Source organism: Sanguibacter suarezii NBRC 16159, assembly GCF_001552735.1.
GTDB lineage: Bacteria > Actinomycetota > Actinomycetes > Actinomycetales > Cellulomonadaceae > Sanguibacter > Sanguibacter suarezii.
Genome location: NZ_BCRT01000010.1, coordinates 76,723 through 98,789 on the forward strand (window position 1 = coordinate 76,723; position 22,067 = coordinate 98,789).

At 71.2% G+C, this 22,067-nt stretch carries 17 protein-coding genes and 1 tRNA gene; 13 read left to right on the forward strand and 5 right to left on the reverse strand.

Going from position 1 to position 22,067, the window contains the following annotated elements; translation table 11 throughout:
* Positions 1-81 precede the first annotated feature (81 nt).
* Positions 82-708: a response regulator gene (locus tag SS2_RS04990; RefSeq protein ID WP_066461719.1), complete on the forward strand. Its 627-nt coding sequence runs from the start codon at positions 82-84 to the stop codon at positions 706-708.
* A 128-nt stretch (positions 709-836) separates the two neighbouring features.
* Here the strand turns inward: SS2_RS04990 and SS2_RS04995 are convergent, their stop codons facing one another.
* The 5 genes from SS2_RS04995 to SS2_RS05015 form a co-directional block, all read right to left on the reverse strand.
* Positions 837-2,129 (reverse strand): sensor histidine kinase, encoded by a 1,293-nt coding sequence (locus SS2_RS04995; RefSeq protein WP_083941791.1) that lies wholly within the window; start codon positions 2,127-2,129, stop codon positions 837-839.
* Between the two features lie 97 nt (positions 2,130-2,226).
* Positions 2,227-4,023 carry a thiol reductant ABC exporter subunit CydC gene (cydC, locus tag SS2_RS05000; RefSeq protein WP_066461721.1) on the reverse strand — a complete coding sequence of 599 codons (1,797 nt, stop codon included), beginning with the start codon at positions 4,021-4,023 and terminating at the stop codon, positions 2,227-2,229.
* The gene (gene cydD / locus SS2_RS05005; RefSeq protein WP_083941793.1) at positions 4,020-5,741 is read right to left on the reverse strand and encodes a thiol reductant ABC exporter subunit CydD; all 1,722 of its coding nucleotides are present in this window, start codon (positions 5,739-5,741) and stop codon (positions 4,020-4,022) included. The genes cydC and cydD overlap by 4 nt, the downstream gene beginning before the upstream one ends.
* Positions 5,738-6,787 carry a cytochrome d ubiquinol oxidase subunit II gene (gene cydB, locus SS2_RS05010; protein WP_066461723.1) on the reverse strand — a complete coding sequence of 350 codons (1,050 nt, stop codon included), beginning with the start codon at positions 6,785-6,787 and terminating at the stop codon, positions 5,738-5,740. Before cydB ends, cydD begins: the two co-directional genes overlap by 4 nt.
* 33 nt (positions 6,788-6,820) lie before the next feature.
* Positions 6,821-8,308 (reverse strand): cytochrome ubiquinol oxidase subunit I, encoded by a 1,488-nt coding sequence (locus SS2_RS05015; RefSeq protein WP_066461725.1) that lies wholly within the window; start codon positions 8,306-8,308, stop codon positions 6,821-6,823.
* A gap of 618 nt (positions 8,309-8,926) precedes the next feature.
* On the opposite strand from SS2_RS05015, the gene SS2_RS05020 reads away from it, so the two are divergent.
* From SS2_RS05020 to SS2_RS05075, 12 genes are all read left to right on the forward strand, one after another.
* Positions 8,927-12,589: an Rne/Rng family ribonuclease gene (locus SS2_RS05020; RefSeq protein WP_245643360.1), complete on the forward strand. Its 3,663-nt coding sequence runs from the start codon at positions 8,927-8,929 to the stop codon at positions 12,587-12,589.
* 491 nt (positions 12,590-13,080) lie between these two features.
* Complete coding sequence (gene rplU, locus SS2_RS05025) at positions 13,081-13,389, forward strand: 50S ribosomal protein L21 (RefSeq protein WP_217995572.1); 309 nt, start codon at positions 13,081-13,083, stop codon at positions 13,387-13,389.
* A 75-nt stretch (positions 13,390-13,464) separates the two neighbouring features.
* Positions 13,465-13,722, forward strand: coding sequence for a 50S ribosomal protein L27 (gene rpmA / locus SS2_RS05030; protein WP_056131185.1), 258 nt, complete (start codon positions 13,465-13,467; stop codon positions 13,720-13,722).
* Between the two features lie 143 nt (positions 13,723-13,865).
* Positions 13,866-15,392 (forward strand): GTPase ObgE, encoded by a 1,527-nt coding sequence (gene obgE, locus SS2_RS05035; protein ID WP_066461729.1) that lies wholly within the window; start codon positions 13,866-13,868, stop codon positions 15,390-15,392.
* Positions 15,393-15,423: 31 nt separating this feature from the next.
* A complete protein-coding gene (gene proB / locus SS2_RS05040; RefSeq protein WP_066461730.1) occupies positions 15,424-16,575 on the forward strand; it encodes a glutamate 5-kinase in 1,152 nt (383 codons plus the stop codon).
* A 74-nt stretch (positions 16,576-16,649) separates the two neighbouring features.
* A complete protein-coding gene (locus tag SS2_RS05045; RefSeq protein ID WP_066461732.1) occupies positions 16,650-17,969 on the forward strand; it encodes a glutamate-5-semialdehyde dehydrogenase in 1,320 nt (439 codons plus the stop codon).
* 228 nt (positions 17,970-18,197) lie between these two features.
* Positions 18,198-18,350 (forward strand): hypothetical protein, encoded by a 153-nt coding sequence (locus SS2_RS17580; RefSeq protein ID WP_169796258.1) that lies wholly within the window; start codon positions 18,198-18,200, stop codon positions 18,348-18,350.
* Between the two features lie 35 nt (positions 18,351-18,385).
* On the forward strand, positions 18,386-19,000 hold the full coding sequence (gene nadD, locus SS2_RS05055) for a nicotinate-nucleotide adenylyltransferase (RefSeq protein ID WP_083941797.1): 615 nt from the start codon (positions 18,386-18,388) through the stop codon (positions 18,998-19,000).
* Positions 18,997-20,526, forward strand: a complete 1,530-nt coding sequence (locus SS2_RS05060; RefSeq protein WP_066461736.1) for a hypothetical protein — start codon at positions 18,997-18,999, stop codon at positions 20,524-20,526. Before nadD ends, SS2_RS05060 begins: the two co-directional genes overlap by 4 nt.
* 8 nt (positions 20,527-20,534) lie before the next feature.
* The gene (gene rsfS / locus SS2_RS05065) at positions 20,535-20,981 is read left to right on the forward strand and encodes a ribosome silencing factor (RefSeq protein WP_066461737.1); all 447 of its coding nucleotides are present in this window, start codon (positions 20,535-20,537) and stop codon (positions 20,979-20,981) included.
* Positions 20,978-21,658 carry a histidine phosphatase family protein gene (locus tag SS2_RS05070; protein WP_066461740.1) on the forward strand — a complete coding sequence of 227 codons (681 nt, stop codon included), beginning with the start codon at positions 20,978-20,980 and terminating at the stop codon, positions 21,656-21,658. The genes rsfS and SS2_RS05070 overlap by 4 nt, the downstream gene beginning before the upstream one ends.
* Positions 21,659-21,704: 46 nt before the next feature.
* Positions 21,705-21,777 (forward strand) — tRNA-Ala (locus tag SS2_RS05075).
* Positions 21,778-22,067 lie beyond the last annotated feature (290 nt).

The following is a 22,067-nucleotide window of genomic DNA, read 5'->3' on the forward strand; positions in this document are numbered from 1 at the left end:
GCGTTTCTGAGATGCGGCGTTGTCTAAGATGGGGGGGTGGAGAGCCTAGAGGGTCAGACTGCCGATGAGCAGATCAGCGTGATGATCGTTGACGACCACGAGGTCGTCCGTCGTGGGATCGCCGAGGTGATCGACCGGTCCGAAGGAATGGGCATCGTCGCCGAGGCGGGCAGCGTCGCCGAGGGGATCCGTCGTGCCGAGCTGGTGCACCCGCAGGTCATGCTCGTCGACCTGCAGCTGCCCGACGGCACCGGGATCGACCTCATGCGCGCCGTGCGCCGCACCCAGCCGAACACCCGGGCCATCGTGCTGACGTCCTTCGACGACGACTCCGCACTCGCCGCCGCCCTCGAGGTGGGCGCAGCCGCCTTCGTGCTCAAGAGCGTGCGCGGGGCCGAGATCGCCGACGTCGTGCGGGCCGTCGCCGCTGGTCGGGTGCTGCTCGACGAGCGCACCGTGACCCGCCGTCGCCGCGAGCACGACGACCCCACCGAAGATCTCACCCCGAGCGAGATGCGCGTCGTCGACCTCATCGGGGAGGGCCTGTCCAACCGTGAGATCGCCGAGCGGCTGAGCATCGCAGAGAAGACCGTGAAGAACCACATCACGTCTCTGCTCGCCAAGATGGGGCTGCAGCGCCGCACGCAGGTGGCCGCGTGGGTGGCCGCGCGCCGCCACCACGCCTGGGCCCAGGACACCAACCACTGAACCAAGCAGTGAATCAAGCACTGAACCAAGCACTGCGCTGGTCCGCTCGCTGACCAGCCCCGGACGCACTCCGCCCCGGTCACCGTCTGAGGTGGCCGGGGCGGAGGTCTGTCAGGGTCAGCAGGCGGTCAGGAGGTCCAGTTCGACCAGCTGGGCCCGGAGGAGCCGGTGACCTCCGGCGCCACCTGGTCCGTCGACGCGGCGGACGCAGGCTGGGGGAGGATCGGCGCGGTCCACGTCAGCAGGGTGCCCCGGCCGGAGGGAGCGTTCTCGATCGAGGCCGTGCCGCCGTGCTGACGAGCCCGGGCCATGACGTTCCACGTCCCGGACTTGCGCCCGCTCGGCACGCCCAGACCGATCCCGTCGTCCTCGACCTCCACGGTCACGGTGCCGGTCGACCCGGGCGCCTGCGGCGACTCTCCGCTGGTGACGTTGACGCGCACAGCCACCGAGGAGGCCTGCGCGTGACGGGCGGCGTTGGCCAGCCCTTCCCGGACCACCGCGAGGATGTCGTCGGCCAGTGACTGCGAGATGAGCTGGTCGATGGTCTCCTCGTCGTCGTCGATCGCGCCCAGGCTGCGGTCGTTGAGCGAGATCACCAGCGACGGGGCGAACCCGAGGCCCGTGCGGGCCAGCGACGACTCTCGGCGCAGCCGCTCGATGACCCCGGTCGCAGCGTCCGGGTCCCGCAGGGAGTGGACGATCGAGCGGATCTCTCGCACGGAGTTGTCCACGTTGTCCAAGGCCTCGTCGAGGATGGCGATGAGACCGGCCTTGTCCAGCCCGCGTGCCGCCCGGCGCCGGACCGTCTCCAGCTGCATCCCGGTGGCGAACAGCTGCTGGATCGCGAGGTCGTGCAGGTCGCGGGCGATACGTTCGCGCTCCTCGACGAGCTTGTTGAGCCCCTGCGCCTGGCGGGCCTCGGACAGCACGAGGGCCAGCGCGGCCTGGTCGGCGAAGGTCGAGGCGCGCTCGAGGTCCTTGCCGATGAAGGACTCCTCACCGATCTTGCGCAGCAGCACCAGGACGCCGACCGGCTTGTCCGGGGTACCCATGGGCGCGTAGAGGGCCGGTCCGTACCGGCGCATGGGCGGCAGCTGGAGGTTGCGTGCGCTCTGCAGGGAGGGCACCAGGCGCCCGCGCCCGGTCTGCAGCGCGGTCCACGACAGCCCGGAGTGCGGCATGGTCAGCCCGAGCAGCTGGTCGGCGCCCCAGCCGCGGACGATCTCCATCACCAGCTCACCCTTGAGCCCGGGCAGGACGAGGGCGGCGGTGTCGGCGTCGGAGATCTCCCGGGCGACGGAGACGATGTGCTCGAGCACGTCCTCCTCCGGTGCGCCGGAGAGCAGCATCGTGGTGATGTGCGCCCCCGCGCTGAGCCAGCGTTCGCGTTCGACAGCATCGGCTTCCCGTGGTCTCACTGTGTCCTCAGCTCTTCGGTGTCGTGGTGCTCTGTTGTTGTGGACCTGCACAGACCTATCATCGCTCAGGCGGCGAAGGTCCAGGGCCGATGCCCCCTCAGACCTCGGCCGCGTCTGCGCGGGCGCTCTCGGCGGCGACCGCCTGCGCGTAGTCGGCGCTGGTGGCGAGGAGGTCCGCGTGGGTGCCACGGGCCCGCACGACGCCGTCCCCGAGCAGGAGCACCTCGTCGCTCGCCCCCAGGGCGCTCAGCCGGTGCGTGGCCACGACGACGGCACGCGGGCGCCGCGGGTCGGCGCCGAGCCGCAGCAGGTCCGTGACGAGCGCGTCGGCGGTCTGCGGGTCGAGGTGCTCGGCCGGTTCGTCGACGAGCAGGACCGAGGCGTCCGAGCACAGCGCCCGGGCCAGCAGCAGACGTCGGCGTTCCCCGCCCGAGATGGACGAGGCGTCCGCGCCGAGCCGGGTGTGGACGCCGTCGGGCAGGGCTGCCAGCCACGCGCCCAGCCCGGCGCGCTCGAGCGCGTCGCGGGCCTCCTCCTCGGTGACGCTGCCGCGGGCGACCCGCAGGTTCTCCAGCACCGTGGTGTCGAAGACGTGCGCGTCCTCGGCGGTGAAGACGACCTCCTCGGCGGCCTCGTCGTGCGACACCTTCGACAACGGCACACCGTCCAGGAGCAGGCGGCCCGCGCGCTGGGGGATGAGCCCGGCGAGGGTGAGCAGCGTCGTCGTCTTGCCGGTCCCGCTCGGCCCGACCAGAGCGATCGAACGGCCCGGGGTGAGAGTGAGGTCCAGCCCGGTGAGGGTGGGGGTCTGCCCCGGCCAGCCACAGACGAGGTCAGAGGCGACGAGGGAGACCTGGTCCGTGGTCCGGGTGCGGGGGAGCGCGCGGGTGGGCTGCGCCTCGGAGGACGTTGGTGCCTCGGTGACCGCCGCGGCGTCGAGCAGCGCCATGATGCGGGTTGCGGCCTCCCGGGAGCGACGCACCTGGATGGCGGCGGCCGGCAGCACCTGGGTGATCTCGAAGACCGCCAGGGGAGTGAGCACCACGACGGCGAGGGCGACCTCGGACAGGGCGCCGTCGGTCACCGAGGGGATGGCCAGGACGAGGGCGGCGAGCACCGCCAGACCCACCGACAAGGACGCCACCGCGGCAGCGAGGCCGGAGGTCCGGGCCCCGGAGTCGGTGGCCGCGGCGAGGCGGGCGTCGGCCTCGCGCAGGGCGGCGCGTCGTGAGTCCAGGGCGCCGGAGACGGTGAGCGCCGCAGCGTTGTCGACGATGTCCAAGGAGATCGCGGCCATGTCGGCGCGGGCCTCCGCGGAGCGTCGCTCGGCGGTCGCCGCACCGCGGGCGGCCAGCCACGGCCCCACCACACCGGAGAGCACCAGGCATGCCGCCAGCGCGGCTGCGGCGCCGACGTGCAGCGTGCCCACCAGGACGACGGACCCGGCGCCGAGCACGAGGGCGACCGCCGCGGGCAGCAGCCCGCGCACGACGACGTCGCCGACCGTGTCCACGTCGGCGCCCACCCGGGCGAGCAGGTCACCGCGGCGCAGCGCGGCCACGGACTCGATGCGGCCGGCGGCGAGCTCGGCGTACATCCTCGTGCGCAGGGAGGCCATGCCGCGCAGGGCGACGGCGTGGGAGGCCAGGCGTTCGAGGTAGCGGAAGACGCCGCGGGAGATGCCGAAGGCGCGGACCGCGACGGTGGCCATGCTCAGCGTGAGCACCGGCGGCATCTGGGAGGCGCGGGCGATCAGCCAGGCTGACACCGCGGCCAGGGCGATCGCGGAGCCCAGGGCGAGGACCCCGAGGGCGACGGCGCCGGCTGCGCGCCTGCGGTCGATGTCGAGCAGGGTGATGGCCCGGCGCAGCGGGTCGGAGCGGAAGCGGTTCATGGCATGACCGTGCTCTCTGTGCTCGTGCTCGTGCTCGTGCTCGTGCTGGTGCTCGTGCTCGCGGTGCCGCGGGCGCTCGAGTGCACCTGGATCACGTCGTCGGCGAGGGCGACGAGAGACGGGCGGTGCGCGACGACCACGACGGTCCGTCCGGCGGCCCGCAGCGCGGTGATGGTTCGCAGGACCTGGTCCTCGGCGAGGGCGTCCAGGTGCGCCGTCGGTTCGTCGAGCACGACGAGCGGCTGGTCGCCCAGCAGTGCGGCGGTCAGCGCGACCCGCTGGCGCTGACCCACGCTCAGACCGAGACCGCCCTGACCCAGAACAGTCTCCAGACCGTCCGGGAGGCCCGCGACGACGACGTCCAGGCCGGTCAGCGCCATGGCGCGAGCGAGGTCCTGCTCGCTGGGCGCGGACTCCTGGCCGGCGCCGAGCACCTCGCGGAGGGTGCCTGGCGCCAGGGCGGTGCGCTGGGGCAGCCACGCGATCTGCGACCACCAGCTCGACCGGTCGATGGTCGCCAGGTCCACGCCGTCGGCGCTGACCGTTCCCGCGTCCGGGGTGACCAGGCCGAGCAGGGCGAGCACCGCCGTCGTCTTGCCGGAGCCGCTCGGGCCCACGAGGGCGACGACGCGCCCCGGGTGGATCTCGGCGGTGAGCGCGGCCGGGGCGATGACGTCGCGGCCAGGGGCGGCCACGCTCAGCCCGTCCAGGGTGATGGTCGCGCGGGAGAGGTCGGGGGCAGGGGTGGTGCCGGCGGCCGGGAGCGGCTCGTCGAGCACCTCGAAGGCGCGCGAAGCTGCGGTGATCCCGTCGGTCGAGGCGTGGAACTGCACCCCGATCTGACGGATCGGCAGGTACACCTCGGGGGCCAGGACGAGCACCGCCAGCCCGGTCTCCAGCCCGATGTCCCCGTGCACGAGCCGCAGACCGATGCCCACGGCGACCAGCGCCACGGACAAGGTGGTGAGCAGCTCGAGCACCATGCCGGACAAGAAGGCGACCCGCAGGGTGCTCATGGTGGAGCGGGTGTAGGCGTCGCCGAGCTCACGGACCCGGGCCACCGGCCCCTTCTCCCGGCCGAAGGCACGCAGCGTCGCGAGGCCGGCGAGGAGGTCGAGCACCTGGGCGCCCAGGCGCTGCATGACGAGCAGCCGGCGCTGGGAGTAGGTCTGGGTGAGCTGTCCCACGAGGATCATGAACAGCGGGACCAGGGGGATCGTCACGGCGATGATGAGCGCCGAGATCCAGTCGAGGTCGAGCACCACCACGAGGGTGGCGGGGGTGACGGTGACCGCGAGCAGCAGCTGGGGGAGATAGCGCACGAGATAGGGCTCGAGGTCGTCCAGCCCGCGGGTGGCCAGGGTCACCACGTCGGTGCCGCGCCCGGTGGACAACCAGCGCGGGCCGAGGGCGGCCGCCCGGGTGACGACCTGCTCACGCAGGTCGGAGACCACCCGGGTGGCCGCGCGGTGGGCGTAACGCTCCTGGAGCCCGTTGACCACGGCTCGCAGCGCCACGACCGCCGCGAGCCACCACAGGTGGCTCGCGACGTCGGGCAGGGTCGCGCCGTCGGAGATGACCGGGGCCAGCGCTGCCGCGATGAGCAGCGCCTGCGCGATCACCAGCGCGGCGGTGATGATGCCGAAGGCCGTGGTGAGCAGCACGTACCCCCGGGCGGGGGCCGCGTACCGCAGCAGCTTCGGGTCGAGAGGTTTCACGCTGTCGGCTTGCCTGCGGTCTCGCGGGGAGGAGTCAGCGACGGCAGACCGATCGCCTCCGGGATGTGGTGGGTGCCCAGACGCTTGCGGAACACCCAGAACGTCCATCCCTGGTAGAGCAGGACGAGCGGGACCAGAGCCACCGCGACCCAGGACATGACCGTCAGGGTGTAGTCCGTGGAGGAGGCGTTGCGGATGTTCAGCGAGTTGGCCGGGTCGAGGGCCGGCATGACGTCGGGATACATCGAGCCGAAGATCAGCACGACGGCCGCGACGATCGCGAGGGCGGAGAGCGTGAAGGCCCAGCCTTCGCGTCCCATGCCGTTGGCGAGCACCACACCCACGAGGGCGACGGCGGCTACGACGACGGCAGCCCAGGTCCACGGCACCGAGTAGGCGATCTGCGCCCACAGGGCCCAGACAGCGGCAGCCACGACGCTGGCGACGGACAGGTAGCTGGCGAGGCGGCGGGACCGCTCACGCATGTCGCCCTGGGTCTTGAGGGCCAGGAACACCGACCCGTGCGTGAGGAACAGCAGCAGCGTCACGACGCCACCGAGCAGCGCGAAGGGGTTGAGCAGCGCCCAGAACCCGCCCACGTACTCGAAGTTCGCGTCCAGCTCGACGCCGCGCACCAGGTTGGCGAAGGCCACGCCCCACAGGATCGAGGGCAGCCAGGAGCCGATGATGATGCCCTGGTCGCAGCGCTTCTGCCACGTCGGGTCGTTGATCTTGGAGCGGTACTCGAAGGAGATGCCGCGCAGGATCAGGGCGATGAGGATGATGAACAGCGGGATGTAGAAGCCCGAGAACATCGTCGCGTACCACTCGGGGAAGGCCGCGAAGGTCGCCCCGCCCGCGGTGAGCAGCCACACCTCGTTACCGTCCCAGACCGGGCCGATGGTGTTGATCATGAGGCGGCGGTCCTTGTCGGTGCGCCCCAGCACCGGGAGCAGCATGCCGACCCCGAAGTCGAAGCCCTCCAGGACCAGATAACCCGTCCACAGGACGGCGATCAGTACGAACCACAGGATTTGGAGATCCATGTCTGAAGCCTTTCTCGCGCGTTCGGTGGCAGGTCAGTAGGCGAAGGACAGCGGACGGTTCTCGTCCTCGTCCTCGGGCAGACGGGCCTCAGGAGAGTCGTCGTGCACCGTCTCGGGTGCGCCTTCGACCATGTACCGCCAGATCAGGCGGCCCCAGACGATGGTGAGCGCGGTGTACACCAGGGTGAAGATGACCATCGAGGCGAGGACGACGCCCGGCCCCTGAGCCGTGGAGACGCCGCGCTCGGTGAGCATGCGGATGGAGTCGATCCCGGTCGGGTTCGGAGCGACGATCCAGGGCTGACGCCCGGTCTCGGTGAAGATCCAGCCGAAGGACGAGGCGAGGAACGGCGTCGGGATGGCGATGAGCCCACCGATGGCGAGCCACTTGTTGTCGCTCACCCGACCCTTGCGGGTCAGCCACAGCGCGAAGACCGCCAGCGCCGCGGACCCGACGCCGAGGCCGATCATCAGGCGGAAGCTCCAGTAGGTCAGCGCCAGGTTGGGGGCGTAGTCGATCTGGTTGCCCTCGGCGTCGACGTCGCCGTAGCGCTCGGCCATCTGCTCCTGGAGCTCGGGGATGCCCTGGATGGTGGAGTCGAAGGTGTTGTCGGCGAGGAAGCTGGTGAGCTTGGGGATCTCGATGAGCCGGGTGACACCGTCACAGTTGTTGGACAGGTCGCCGATGGTCAGGATCGAGAAGGACGCACCGGTCTCGGTCTCGCACAGCCCCTCGGCGGCGGCCATCTTCATCGGCTGCTGCTGGAACATGAGCTTGGCCTGGAAGTCGCCGGAGACGGCGATCCCGGCCCCGGAGACGATCATGACGATGAGACCGAAGATCACGGCCGGACGGTAGACGTCGCGAGCCACGTGCTCACGGCCCTTGCGGATCTCCCGGACCATCCACCAGGCACCGATGCCGGCGACGAAGGTGCCTGCGGTGAGCCAGGCGGCGGTGATGGTGTGGGGGAAGGCGGCCAGGAGCGTGGAGTTGGTCAGCACGGCACCGATGTCGTTCATCTCGGCGCGACCGGTCTCAGGGTTGTAGATCGCCCCGACCGGGTGCTGCATCCAGGAGTTCGCCGCGAGGATGAAGAAGGCGGAGAGGTTGGTGGCGATGGCCACGGCCCAGATGCACGCCAGGTGCACCTTCTTGTTGAGCTTGTCCCAGCCGAAGATCCACAGACCCAGGAAGGTGGACTCGATGAAGAAGGCGGCGAGGGCCTCCATGGCGAGCGGCGCGCCGAAGACGTCACCGACGAAGCGGGAGTAGTCGCTCCAGTTCATGCCGAACTGGAACTCCTGGACGATGCCGGTGACGACGCCGATCGCGAAGTTGATCAGCAGCAGCTTGCCGAAGAACTTGGTCAGCTTGAGCCAACGCTCGTTGCCGGTGCGGACCCACGCGGTCTGCATGATGGCGACCATGGGGGCGAGCCCGATCGTCAACGGAACGTAGAAAAAGTGATAGACGGTCGTGATGGCAAACTGCCACCTGGCCAGGTCCAGGACGTCCACGGTGCTCCAGAGTGCTCGTGTGCGAAGGTGGGGGGAGAGCGGTGTCGAGGTGTTCGAGAGACTCTTGATCTGACGCTATGACGTCAAGATTTTTCACGGTAGGACCTTCGTCCCACCCGCCCGGTTCTGGGGAAGGTGGCCGTGTGACTTAGGTCTCCGTCTCGCACTGGCGGAGGCGCTCTACCGACACTAGTCCTGCCGCCCGGCGCGGGGGCGGTCGGCGGCCCCCTCGGTGTCGACACGCCACCGGTGGACGCGCAGGCCGGTCTCAGGGCCCCTGTGCGATACTGGACAAGGCTCAAGGACTCCACACACCTCGATGCCGAGATTCAGCTCGTTGCAATCGCGAATCGCGGATTGTGGCGCGCCGCAGCCGGGAGAATGGCCCGACCGCCTGGCGCCCACCGTCGCTCGCCGCTGCTCCGGGCTGACCGACGACTTCCGTCGCAGCGCATCAGGCGCTCGCGACGACTGAACCGCCCTCGGGGCACCGCACGTGTGGGGCGGAGCCCTCAAGGGGCACCTGGAGCACACCACGTGACGCTCGACAGCTCGAACACACCTGAATCATCGACCGAATCGGCTCAGACCCCCGCCAAGAAGGCCCCGCGACGTCGCGTGACCCGGCAGGCGGCCCCGGCAGGCGACACCGCGTCGCCCGCCACCGAGGCCACCTCGGGGGAGGTCGCCCAGCCGGTGACCACCCAGCCCGACGCCGCGCAGAAGGCCCCGGCACCCGCCGCGGCCCCGGCGAAGAAGACCGGCTCCCGGCGAGCCCGCACGGCCTCCACGGTGTCCACCACCCCCGCGTCGCTGACCGACGCACCGGTGACCGCACCCACGACGACGACCGCCGCCGCGGCCGCCCCGACCCTCGACGTGCTCGCCGAGCTCGACGCGCCCAAGGCTGCCCCGCGCCGCCGTCGGGCGACCTCGGCCGGGACGGTCTCGACCGCGCCGGCACCCGCTGCTGCTGAGCCGGCACCGACCTCCGACGACGCCCCCGCGCCGCGGACCGCACGCCGGTCCCGCTCGCGCGCCGCGGCCGAGAAGGTCGCCACCGATCACGAGGCCGAGGTCTCCTCGCTCGACGTGGTCGCCTCGATCGAGGCGATGACGTCCGCCGGTGCGCCGTCGGCCGAGGCCGAGACCCGGCCCGCCACGAAGAGCCGCCGCAGCCGCAGCGCCTCCAAGCACGCCGGTCCGCCGGCCGGGACGGAGCAGGCCGACAAGGCCGACAAGGCCGCCGCCACCGCGACGACCGCAGCGCCCGAGGTGACCCCGGCCGCCGAGGAGGCGCCTGCTCCCCGCACCCGCGCCACCGGACGGGCCCGCGCCTCACGCGCAGCCAAGTCCGCTGCCCCCGCGGCGACGGACAGTGCTAACGGTGCCAACGGTGCCAACGGTGCCGACAGCGCCGTCGAGACCCCTGCTGCTCCGGCCAACGAGCCCGCCGCAGCCGAGCCGCGCAAGACCCGCTCGCGCTCCGCCCGCGGGTCCCGGAGTGCGGCTCCTGCCGCCGAGGCCGAGCAGGTCGTCGCCGAGACCGTCGCCGAGCCGGTCGCTGAGACCGTGCCCGAGGCGGCCCCGCCCGCACGCTCGCGGACCGCGCTGCTCTTCCAGGCTCCGGACACCGAGGCCGCCCCTCCGCGCCGTCGCCGCGCCCAGTCGCCGGCCGGACCGCCCAAGGCGATCTTCGCCGCGACCGGCGACACCGAGGACAGCGACCAGCTCGACGCCGACGCCGCCGAGGACCTCCCCGCCGAGCTCTCGCTCGAGACGGACGTGGTCGTCGACGAGGTCATCATCGACGAGGACGCGACCGAGGACGGCTCGGACTCCGACGAGGACAACGACAACGACCACGACGCCAACGGGGCGCCGCGTCGCCGTCGCCGCCGGGGTGGACGCGGTCGCCGCAACCGCGGTGGCTCCGACAACCAGCGCGACGAGTACTACGACGCCGACGACGCCGAGCGCTCCGGTTCCGACGAGGCCTCCGAGGAGACCGCCGAGGAGTCGGGCGACGAAGCAGCACCGGCTCGCTCACGCCGCCGCTCCCGCAGTGCTGGCAGTGCTGGCAGTGCCGGCACGTCAGCCGCCGAGGCGGAGGACACCACCGGCGACGAGTCTGAGGACTCCGACTCCGACTCCGAGGCCGACGACTCTGACGACTCCTCCTCGAGCCGTCGCCGCCGTCGCCGCCGCCGCGGAGCGCGCGGGGGAGAGGTCGAGACGACCACCTCCTCGCCCGCCCCGGCCCGGACCCGCACCCCGCGCGTCGCCTCCGACGAGGTGACCGCGCTCAAGGGATCCACCCGCCTGGAGGCCAAGCGTCAGCGCCGTCGGGAAGGGCGCGACGCCGGTCGCCGTCGCTCGATCATCACCGAGGCCGAGTTCCTCGCCCGCCGCGAGGCCGTCGAGCGGTCCATGATCGTGCGCGAGCGGGGCGGCCGGACGCAGATCGCCGTGCTCGAGGACGGCGTGCTCGTGGAGCACTACGTCTCCCAGCAGTCCCAGGCCTCGATGGCCGGCAACGTCTACCTCGGTCGCGTGCAGAACGTGCTGCCGAGCATGGAAGCGGCCTTCGTCGACGTGGGCAAGGGCCGCAACGCGGTCCTCTACGCCGGTGAGGTCAACTGGGACGCGGTGGGCCTGGAGGGCCAGCCGCGTCGCATCGAGCAGGCGCTCAAGTCCGGTGACTCCGTCCTGGTGCAGGTCACCAAGGACCCCATCGGTCAGAAGGGTGCTCGCCTGACGTCCCAGGTGACCCTCGCGGGTCGCTACCTCGTCTACGTGCCCGGTGGCGGTATGACCGGCATCTCCCGCAAGCTGCCTGACAACGAGCGGGCCCGCCTGAAGAAGATCCTGCGCGAGGTGGTCCCCGAGACCGCCGGCGTCATCGTGCGCACCGCCGCCGAAGGAGCCAGCGAGGCCGAGCTCCGCGCGGACATCGCCCGGCTGCAGGCTCAGTGGGACGCGATCGAGAAGAAGGCGAAGACCGCCTCGGCTCCCGCGCTCCTGCAGGGCGAGCCGGACCTGGCGATCCGCGTCGTGCGTGACATCTTCAACGACGACTTCACCTCGCTGACCGTCTCGGGCAACAACGCCTGGGCCGAGATCTCGCAGTACGTCAACGAGCTCGCCCCTGACCTCGCCGAGCGCGTGACGCACTGGGTGAGCGAGAAGGACGTCTTCGCCGAGGCGCGGATCGACGAGCAGCTCGCGAAGGGGCTCGACCGCAAGGTCTGGCTGCCCTCGGGCGGGTCGCTGGTCATCGACCGCACCGAGGCCATGACGGTCGTCGACGTCAACACGGGCAAGTTCACCGGCTCCGGTGGCACCCTCGAGGAGACGGTCACCCGCAACAACCTCGAGGCCGCTGAGGAGATCGTCCGCCAGCTCCGCCTGCGCGACATCGGCGGGATCATCGTCATCGACTTCATCGACATGGTCCTGGAGTCCAACCGTGACCTCGTGCTGCGCCGTCTGGTGGAGTGCCTGGGCCGCGACCGGACCAAGCACCAGGTCGCCGAGGTCACCTCGCTCGGGCTGGTGCAGATGACCCGCAAGCGCGTGGGTCAGGGTCTTGTCGAGGCCTTCAGCGAGACCTGCGACCACTGCAACGGCCGCGGGTTCATCGTCCACGACGAGCCGAACGAGAAGCACTTCCAGGGAGGGTCGGCGCCGTCGAACGCGCAGCTGTCGGCGCACAGCGCACCCTCCGACCACGAGGACAACGCTGACAAGCGCTCACGTCGCAAGCGCGGCGGTGCCAAGGAGGCCGAGGCCCCCGCGGTGGCCGTGCCGGTGCTCGGGCAGGCGAGCGACGCCGTCAAGGCGACGCTGGCCACCATCGCGGCTGCTGCGGCACACGCCCACGAGCACGACCACGACGCCGCCCGCCCGGCGACGTCGGAGGTCGAGCTGCTCGACGGCGAGACCGTGGAGGTCGTCGACGTGGTGGACGCGGACGAGGTGGCTGAGCTTCCTGAGGTCACCGAGGTGACCGAGGTCGTCGAGCTCGTGGAGGTCGACGTCGTCGAGCCCGCTGCCGACGCCCCGCAGGCCGAGGCGCCTGCCGCCGAGGCCGCCCCGGCGGTCGTCGAGGCGGAGCAGGTCCCCGAGGAGCGTCCCGCGCCGGCCAAGCGGCCAGCACGGACCAGCCGACGGGCCACCCGCCCGGCACCGACTCGTGCGGTCCTGGACGTCTTCGCCGAGGTCGAGGCGTCCCAGCGGGAAGCGGCCGGCAACGGCGGCTCCGCAGCGCCGCAGGACTAGCAGCACCGGCGCGCGAGCGCGCAGGAACAGCACGACCAGCAGGACCCGTCTCAGACGGGCTGGAGGGGCGGACGAGCACATCGTCCGCCCCTCCAGCGTCTGCGGGCCGCGCCGGGCCCTGCGGGCGCCGCCACAGGCCGTGACAGGCCATGACTGCGGCGGGCGTGGCATGAGAACAGCGTCACAGCCCCAGGTGGTGGCACGTGGTCGCCGAGGGCTTCGAAGTAAGGCATGATTAGCCACGGAGCCCTCGTGGTTTCACTCTGTCCTCAGTTCGCATGTGGTTCGTCCGCGGTCGTAAGGTTTCACCTGGAACCCGAAGGCGCGATCGGCCCTGCAAGCAGGATGCCCTTGTCGGCATTTGACCCTGAGCGCAAGATTCCGTAATCTTGATCGTCGGCGCGTGACAGTTGCGCGCTGGTCCCCGTGTGCTCCCGAGGTTCTTCTCGGTGATGAGCACGCCGCAGAGACTAAGAGAGATGAGCAGCAACGTGGTGTACGCGATCGTCAAGGCCGGTGGCCGCCAGGAGAAGGTTTCCGTTGGCGACGTCGTCGTCGTCGACCGACTTTCCGGCGACGCTGGCGAGTCCATCGAACTTCCCGCGCTGCTTCTGGTTGACGGGGAGCAGGTGACCACCGACGCGGCTGCGCTCGCCAAGGTGAAGGTCACCGCTGAGGTCATTCGGGACGAAAAGGGCCCGAAGATCGTCATCCTGAAGTACAAGAACAAGACGGGTTACCGCAAGCGCCAGGGTCACCGTCAGCAGCTGACCCGCTTGAAGGTCACCAGCATCAAGTGATTTCTCGTCGCGGCGGGCCTTCCTGCTGCGAGCGACTTTCGTCTAACACTTCTCAGCAGGAAAGCAGGTTCCGCCATGGCACACAAAAAGGGTGCGAGTTCCTCGCGCAACGGTCGCGACTCGAACGCTCAGCGCCTCGGTGTCAAGCGTTTCGGTGGCCAGGTCGTCAGCGCGGGTGAGATCATCGTCCGTCAGCGCGGCACGCACTTCCACCCGGGCAACAACGTGGGCCGTGGCGGAGACGACACGCTCTTCGCGCTGACCGCGGGTGCTGTCCAGTTCGGTACGCGTCGTGGCCGCAAGGTCATCGACATCGTCGAGGCTGGCGTCTGACCTATAGATGCACCGCAGTTCTTGGGAGAGGGGCGCACCGCACGGTGCGCCCCTCTTCTTCATTCACGCTTTATCCTGCTGCCAGGAGCTGACCACCGAACCGGTGAGCCAGGACCTGACAGCGCTACATGATTGGTAGATCGATGGCTTCGTTCGTAGACCGGGTAGTCCTGCACGCCTCTGGCGGGAACGGTGGCAACGGATGCGCCTCGATCCGCCGAGAGAAGTTCAAGCCCCTCGCCGGCCCTGACGGCGGCAACGGCGGCAACGGTGGCAGCGTCATCCTGCGGGTCGACCCCCAGGTGACCACGCTGCTCGACTTCCACCACCTCCCGCACCGCCACGCGTCCTCGGGTACCCAGGGTGCCGGCGACCACCGTGAGGGTGCCAACGGTGAAGACCTCATCCTGGGCGTGCCCGACGGCACCGTCGTCAAGGACCCTGAGGGCAACATCATCGCCGACCTCGTCGGCCTGGGTGCGGAGTACGTCGTCGCCGAGGGCGGGCACGGCGGGCTCGGCAACGCCGCCCTCGCCTCCAAGCGGCGCAAGGCCCCCGGCTTCGCGCTGCTCGGTGAGCCCGGCCACGAGGCAGACGTCGTCCTCGAGCTCAAGACGATCGCGGACGTCGCCCTCGTGGGCTACCCGAGCGCCGGCAAGTCCAGCCTCATCGCCGCGATCTCTGCCGCCCGGCCCAAGATCGCCGACTACCCCTTCACCACCCTGGTCCCGAACCTCGGCGTGGTCCAGGCCGGCGGCTCGCGCTACACCGTCGCAGACGTGCCCGGCCTCATCGCCGGTGCGAGCGAGGGCAAGGGCCTGGGCCTGGAGTTCCTGCGCCACATCGAGCGCTGCGCGGTGCTCGTGCACGTCATCGACTGCGCGACCCTGGAGCCGGGCCGCGACCCGCTGAGCGACCTCGAGATCATCGAGGCCGAGCTCGCGGCGTACGCACCCGACCTCAGCTCCGACGGCCAGCGGATCCCGCTGACCGAGCGCCCCCGTCTCATCGTCCTCAACAAGATCGACGTCCCCGAGGCCCGTGAGCTCGCCGAGCTGGTCCGTCCGGACCTGGAGGCGCGCGGCGTCAAGGTCTTCGAGGTCTCCGCCGCGAGCCACGAAGGCCTCAAGAAGCTCACCTACGAGCTGGCCGAGTACGTCGAACGTGCCCGCAAGTTCGCCCCCAAGCCGGGTGCCGCCCGCACCGTCATCCGCCCCAAGGCGGTCGACGACGCCGGCTTCACGGTCCAGCGCAAGGAGTCCGGCGGACGTCCCTTCTACGAGGTGCGCGGTACCAAGCCCGAGCGCTGGGTCCGCCAGACCGACTTCTCCATCGACGAGGCCGTCGGCTACCTCGCCGACCGTCTCGGCGCCCTCGGCGTGGAGAAGGCCCTGTTCAAGGCTGGCGCGGTCGCCGGCGACGAGGTCCGGATCGGCCCCGAGCACAACTCTGTGATCTTCGACTGGGAGCCCACGCTCATCACCGGTGCCGAGCTGCTCGGCGGTCCCCGCGGGACCGACGCGCGCATCTCGGAGTCGCTGCGCCCCACCCGCGAGGACAAGCGCCGCGACTACACCGAGCGGATGGACGCCAAGGCCGAGGCCCGCGCCGAGCTGTGGACCGAGCGCGAGGCCGGCGTGTGGATCGACCCTGAGGTGGACGGGAAGTAAGGCACCCCACGATCTGAGCGAGAATGGTCCTGTGAGCTCTCCTCAGGTCCTGACCCAGTCCCGCGACCATCTGCGCACCGCGCACCGGATCGTCGTCAAGGTCGGGTCCTCCTCGCTGACCGCACCGGACGGGCGCCTCGACGTCCTCGCGCTGCGCGCGCTCGTCGACGTGCTCGCCGCGCGCCGCGCCGAAGGTCACCAGGTCGTCCTGGTGACCTCCGGCGCGATCGCGGCCGCGCTCGGCCCGCTCGGGCTGCCGGCCCGCCCCAAGGACCTCGCGACCGCTCAGGCCGCCGCCTCGGTGGGGCAGGGCCTGCTCGTCGCCCGGTACACCGAGGCCTTCGCCGCCCACGGCCTGCGGGTGGGGCAGATCCTGCTCACCGCCGAGGACACGGTGCGTCGTGGGCACTACCGCAACGCCCAGCGCTCCCTCGAGCGCCTGCTCGACCTGGGAGTGGTGCCCGTCATCAACGAGAACGACGCGGTGGCCACCGACGAGATCCGCTTCGGGGACAACGACCGCCTCGCCGCGCTCGTCTCCCACCTCGTGCGAGCAGATGCGATGGTGCTGCTGACCGACGTGGACGGGCTGCACGACGGCCCTCCCTCGCGTCCGGGCTCCCGCCGCATCGCGCAGGTGGACGGCCCCCGGGACATCGAGGGGATCGAGGTCACCGCCCGCGGCAGCGCGGTCGGCACCGGAGGCATGGTCACCAAGCTCGAGTCGGTCTCGATCGCGACGGCGTCGGGCATCCCTGTGGTGCTGACCAAGGCGAGCAACGTTGCCCAGGCGCTGGCGGGGGAGGACGTGGGCACGTGGTTCGTGGCCACCGGCCGCCGCACCACGCGCCACCGGCTGTGGCTCGGCTACGCAGCCAAGGCCCGCGGCCGCCTCGTGCTCGACGACGGCGCCGTGCGGGCCGTGCTCGCCGGCACCGCGTCGCTGCTGCCGGCCGGGATCGTCGGCGTCGAGGGAGACTTCGAGTCGGCCGACCCGGTCGAGCTCGTCGACACCGAGGGTCGCGTCGTGGCTCGGGGGCTGACCTCCTACGACGCGAGCGAGATCCCCGACCTCATGGGCCGCTCGACCGGGGCGCTGCGCGACGAGCTGGGCGCCGGCTACGACCGCGCCGTCGTGCACCGCGACGACCTCGTCCTCGTCCGCAGCCACCGCAAGCGCTGACCGCACGCCGGCCGGGCGGGTCCGGTCAGCGGGACGTGGGTGACTCCCCGCGTGAAGGTGACTAGCCTGGGGAGATGACTCAGGTTGCAGATCAGGCTGGTGTGACAGGTTCCGACGTCTCGGAGGCCGTCCTGGAGACCGCCCGACGGGCGAAGATCGCCTCGCGGACGCTCGCCACGGCGACCCGCGCGACCAAGGACGCCGCGCTGCATGCCCTCGCCGACGCCCTCGTGAGGGCCACCGACGAGATCGTCGCGGCCAACGACGTCGACACCGCGCGCGGACGCGCCAACGGCACCTCGCCCGGTCTGCTGGACCGGCTGGCCCTGACCCCGGAGCGGATCGTGGCCATCGCCGACGCCCTGCGCGAGCTCGCCGCCCTGCCTGACCCGGTCGGTGAGGTGGTGCGCGGCTCGACCCTGCCCAACGGACTGCGCCTGCGCCAGATCCGCGTGCCGATGGGCGTGGTCGGGATGATCTACGAGGCTCGCCCCAACGTCACCGTCGACGCCGCCGGGCTGGCGCTCAAGAGCGGCAACGCCGTGATCCTGCGCGGTGGGAGCGCCGCGGCCAGCTCGAACGAGGTGATCGTCCGGGTGCTGGGGGAGGCGCTGACCACCTGCGGCCTGCCGGCCGACCTCGTGCAGTCCATCGACGCCTACGGCCGTCCCGGCGCCGTCGCGCTCATGCACGCCCGCGGCCTCGTCGACGTCCTCGTGCCCCGCGGTGGGGCGGACCTCATCCAGACCGTCGTGCGGGAGTCGACCGTGCCGGTGATCGAGACCGGGGTGGGCAACTGCCACGTCTACCTCGACGCCTCCGCGCCGCTCGAGCGGTCCATCGACATCGTGCTCAACTCCAAGACGCACCGGGTGGGGGTGTGCAACGCCGCCGAGACGCTGCTCGTGCACGCCGCTGCGGCCCCGCAGCTGCTCCCGGGGGTGCTGGCGGCGCTCGGCGCGGCCGACGTCGTCGTGCACGCCGACGCTGCGACCACGCGGCTGGCCGAGGCCAGCGGGCTCACCGCCGAGGATCTGACCGTGGTGGCAGCGACCGAGGAGGACTGGGCCACGGAGTACCTCTCCCTCGATCTCGCCGTGCGCGTGGTCGAGGACCTCGACGAGGCGATCGACCACATCCGCACGTGGACGTCGGGGCACACCGAGGCGATCGTCACCCAGGACCTAGGATCCTCCGAGCGCTTCGTCGCCGAGCTGGACTCCGCCGCGATCATGGTCAACGCCTCCACCCGGTTCACCGACGGAGGCCAGTTCGGTCTGGGCGCGGAGATCGGCATCTCGACGCAGAAGCTGCACGCCCGCGGACCCATGGGTCTGGGGGAGCTGACGACCACCAAGTGGGTCGTCAACGGAGACGGCCAGACCCGCTCCTGACCCGCTCCTGCGGTGCCTCGGAACCGGCGTCTTGTGCTCACCTGCGCAGACACGACCGAGGCGCCGAGCGGTCCGCGGACCAAAGTCGCCCGGCGCGCGGCTGAAGTTTCAGGTTCGTGGTGCCGACAGAGAACGTGAGACACTGGGCGCCAAGAATCTGCTCGCCGACGGCGGGCAGCGCCGGTGCAACAAAGGCTCGTGTCACGAGCGTTTTTTCTGGAGGATGACGTGCTCACTACAGTTCTGGCCGCTGCTGAAGAGTCTGGGGTCGTCAACCACCTCCCGATCCACCCGGTCGCCTACGGCGTCGTCACCTTCGTCGTCCTGACCGCGCTGCTCGTGGTCACCTACGCCTTCCGCAGCGTGTGGACTCGTCACTGACGAGTCGGGCAGCTGACCTCAAGGAATCGAGACCGATGACCGTGCAGCGACGCCGGGTGGGTGTGATGGGTGGGACGTTCGACCCCATCCACAACGGCCACCTCGTCGCTGCCAGCGAGGTCGCCGCACAGTTCGACCTGGACGAGGTGGTGTTCGTGCCGACCGGCGCGCCCTCGTTCAAGCAGCACCAGGACGTGAGCCCGGCGGAGCACCGCTATCTCATGACCGTGATCGCCACCGCGTCGAACCCCCGGTTCACCACGAGCCGGGTGGACATCGACCGGCCAGGGCTGACGTACACCGTCGACACGCTGCGGGACCTGCGCAGCCAGCGCCCGGACGACGACTTCTTCTTCATCACCGGTGCTGACGCGATCGAGCAGATCGCCACGTGGAAGAACGCCGACGAGCTGTGGGGCATGGCCCACTTCGTGGCCGTCACCCGACCCGGGCACGTCCTGACGGTCGACGCCCTCCCCGCCGCTGTGGTCAGCGTGCTGGAGATCCCGGCGTTGGCGATCTCCTCCTCCGACTGCCGGGCGCGAGCCAAGGCAGGCAACCCGGTCTGGTACCTCGTGCCGGACGGCGTCGTGCAATACATCACGAAGTATGGACTGTATCGGGAGCCAGCTGTGAAGGTCGCGTCATGACGAATCCCACCGACGGTGCACCCCTGACCCGCCGACAGCTCCGTGAGCTGGCGGCGGCGCAGGCAGCCGGGCAGAGCCCAGCCCCGGCCGGAGAGACCCCGACGCCGCAGACGCCGCAGGCCGCTCCCGCGCCGCAGGCAGCCCCTCAGCCGGCAGCTCCGTCCCGGCCGGTGCCCCCGGCCGGTCCAGCCCCCGCAGGCCCGGCGACCACGGGCCGCCCGGCGACCCCGCCGATGCGGACCCGGTCCGTCCCGACCCCGGTCACCCCCTCCGAGGGCTTCGCCCCGGCGGGACCGGGCGCGGGACCCCAGACCCCCCTCGCCAGCCGCCGCTCGGCGATCCCCGGCCTCGTGCCGGACGACGCGGGCACCCCGGCGAGCCCGTCTGCCGGCCCCCGGACGAGCGCGCCCAGCCCGTCTGGACCGTCGAGCCCCGGGCGCGGCGCCGGCTCCGCACCGTCCGCCGGACAGGCAGGTGTGCCCTCACGCCGGTCCCTGCGGGAGCAGACCGCCTCGCACCGCGTGGTCATCGTCCCGCCCACCCAGTCGAGCGCGATCCGCACCATCGACGAGACCGGTGAGCTCTCCGGTGTCCTCGACCTCGGGTCAGGCCGCCCGGCGATGTCCGCACGCCAGCAGCCCGCTCGCACCACCGACGCGGCCCCCCGCCTGCAGCGACTCTCGGTCCAGCAGGCACCCGGTCAGCGGGGACCAGCCCAGCAGGCACCTGCTCAGCAGGGCGCGCCGCAGCAAGCGCCCCAGCAGGGCGCGCCGCAGCGGTTGTCCGCCCAGGGGCTCGCCGGACAGCAGCAGCCCGGGGGAGCGCAGCAGACCTCGTGGTCGGCCCGTCCCGGCGTCACGCCGGCCGGCGACCGCCCGCAGACCTTCATGCCCCAGCGCCCTGCCACCCCCGGCGCCTCGCCGGTCCAGCCTGTCGACCCGGCCCAGGCACCGCTGCTGCGTGAGCAGGCAGCGCGCGAGCAGGCCATGCGGGAGCAGACGGCCCGTGACCAGGCGGCCCGGGCCGCCGCCGCGGGCGGGCTCCCGGCCTCGTGGCAGCCGACCACCCCACCCGCAGGCAGGCCCCAGGCGCCTCAGCCCGTGCAGGGTGCGCTGCGCCCGGCCGCGCCGCCGGCCGAGGACGCCCCGGCCCAGTTCCGCCAGCGCATCACGGCCCCCGGCTTCGAGCCGGTCCCCGCGCTGCAGCTTCCCGCGTCGAACGTGCCGGTGGCCGAGCTCGCCGAGGCGCTGCCCCAGTGGGAGGCCATCACGACGCCACCACCTGCACCAGCGCGTGCGGTGGACGACGAGTACGACGACGATGACGACTTCGACGACGACGACGAGCCGGACCACAAGTACACCTGGTTGCACTATCTGATCCTTGTCGCGGTAGCGTTCGTCCTGGGGCTGATCATCTGGAAGGTCGGCCTGGAGGATCGCGGCGCCGCGTCGCCTGCCGATTCGGCTGCGAGTGTCGGCGTCGTCTTCGACGCCCCGAACGCGCCACACGACCATTACCTCTAAGGAGAGCTGTGCCTGCAACTGAACGTGCCATCGAACTGGCGATCACCGCGGCCCGCGCCGCCTCGGACCGCAAGGCTGCCGAGATCATCGCCCTCGACGTCAGTGAGCAGCTCGTCCTCACGGACGTCTTCCTCATCGCGTCGGGGAACAACGAGCGCCAGGTGTCGGCGATCGTCGACGCCGTCGAGGAGGCCCTGCACAAGGAGGGCGTCAAGCCCATCCGCCGTGAGGGCAAGGGCGAGTCGCGCTGGGTCCTCATCGACTTCGGCGACATCGTCGTCCACGTCCAGCACGCCGAGGACCGCGTCTACTACGCCCTCGAGCGCCTGTGGAAGGACTGCCCGGTCATCGAGCTGCCTGAGGACGCCCGTGGCGGCGACGGCACCGCGCCCGAGTACGAGCCGGACGACTACGGCTACCCGCTCTCGGGGACGGACGTGGACGACGCCGTATGAGCGTCGGCTCTGTCATCTTCCTGCGGCACGGCCGGACGGCGTACAACGCGGTCGGCCGGCTGCAGGGGCAGGTGGACATCCCCCTCGACGAGGTGGGGCTGTGGCAGGCTCAGCACGGCGCCGAGGCGCTCGCTCGCATGCACGCCCCGTCCAAGGTCATCTCTTCTGACCTCGTCCGCGCCTGGGTCACGGCGGAGCACTACGCAGCCGCCGCCGGTGCGGTCGTGGTCGCCGAACCTCGCGTCCGTGAGCGCAGCTTCGGCGTGTGGGAAGGCCTGACCCGCGAGGAGATCGCGGCTGGATGGCCGGCCGAGTTCGAGCAGTGGCGGGGCGGAGCAGACCCGGTCGGGGTCGAGGCTGAGCCCCGGACCGCAGTGGCCGCCCGGGTCGCCGCTGCGGTGGACGAGCACGGGGCGGACCTGTCGTCGGGGGACACCCTCGTCGTCGTCGCGCACGGTGCGGCGATCACGCTGGGGATCACCGCGCTGCTCGGGCTGGACCCGGACACCTGGCGCGGGATCAGCGGGCTGAACAACGTCCACTGGAGCCACCTGGAGCGTTCGCGGGCCGGTTCGACGAGCAGCTGGCGGCTGGCCGCGCACAATGTGGGGGCCGGATTTCCGCTGGATCACTGGGACAGTGGGCCCGATTGGAATTTAGAGCCAACTTCGTTCTAAGATAACGATGCTTCGCCAAGCGGAGCGCAGGATCGAAGTCGGTTCTGGGGCTGTGGCGCAGCTGGTAGCGCACCTGCATGGCATGCAGGGGGTCAGGGGTTCGAGTCCCCTCAGCTCCACATCACGCACGAGGCTCGGACACTTCCCACGGGAAGAGTCCGGGCCTTGTCTGCTTCCCGGGGATAACCCCACCCCCCACCCACGCCTCACCCCCACCCCACGCCTCCACTTGCCGAACTCGTGAGCCAGGCCGGTGTCGCGGGCGAGAAAACGCCTCTCTCACGAGTTGGGCTGGGTGGGTCCCCTCGTGGGGGACTGGCCGTCGCCGTCGCCGCGGAGGTCTTCCGGCAGGGCATCAGGCTGCGCGACGACGCCCCGGGGACCGCCTGATCGGTGAACCCGGCGCAGT

Coding starts and splice junctions, on each gene's coding strand:
- SS2_RS04990 (WP_066461719.1), top strand. CDS start 82: ATGATCGTTGACGACCACGAGGTCGTCCGTCGTGGGATCGCCGAGGTG.
- cydC (WP_066461721.1), bottom strand. CDS start 4,023: ATGAACCGCTTCCGCTCCGACCCGCTGCGCCGGGCCATCACCCTGCTC.
- cydB (WP_066461723.1), bottom strand. CDS start 6,787: ATGGATCTCCAAATCCTGTGGTTCGTACTGATCGCCGTCCTGTGGACG.
- rpmA (WP_056131185.1), top strand. CDS start 13,465: ATGGCACACAAAAAGGGTGCGAGTTCCTCGCGCAACGGTCGCGACTCG.
- obgE (WP_066461729.1), top strand. CDS start 13,866: ATGGCTTCGTTCGTAGACCGGGTAGTCCTGCACGCCTCTGGCGGGAAC.
- SS2_RS05045 (WP_066461732.1), top strand. CDS start 16,650: ATGACTCAGGTTGCAGATCAGGCTGGTGTGACAGGTTCCGACGTCTCG.
- nadD (WP_083941797.1), top strand. CDS start 18,386: ATGACCGTGCAGCGACGCCGGGTGGGTGTGATGGGTGGGACGTTCGAC.
- SS2_RS05060 (WP_066461736.1), top strand. CDS start 18,997: ATGACGAATCCCACCGACGGTGCACCCCTGACCCGCCGACAGCTCCGT.
- SS2_RS05070 (WP_066461740.1), top strand. CDS start 20,978: ATGAGCGTCGGCTCTGTCATCTTCCTGCGGCACGGCCGGACGGCGTAC.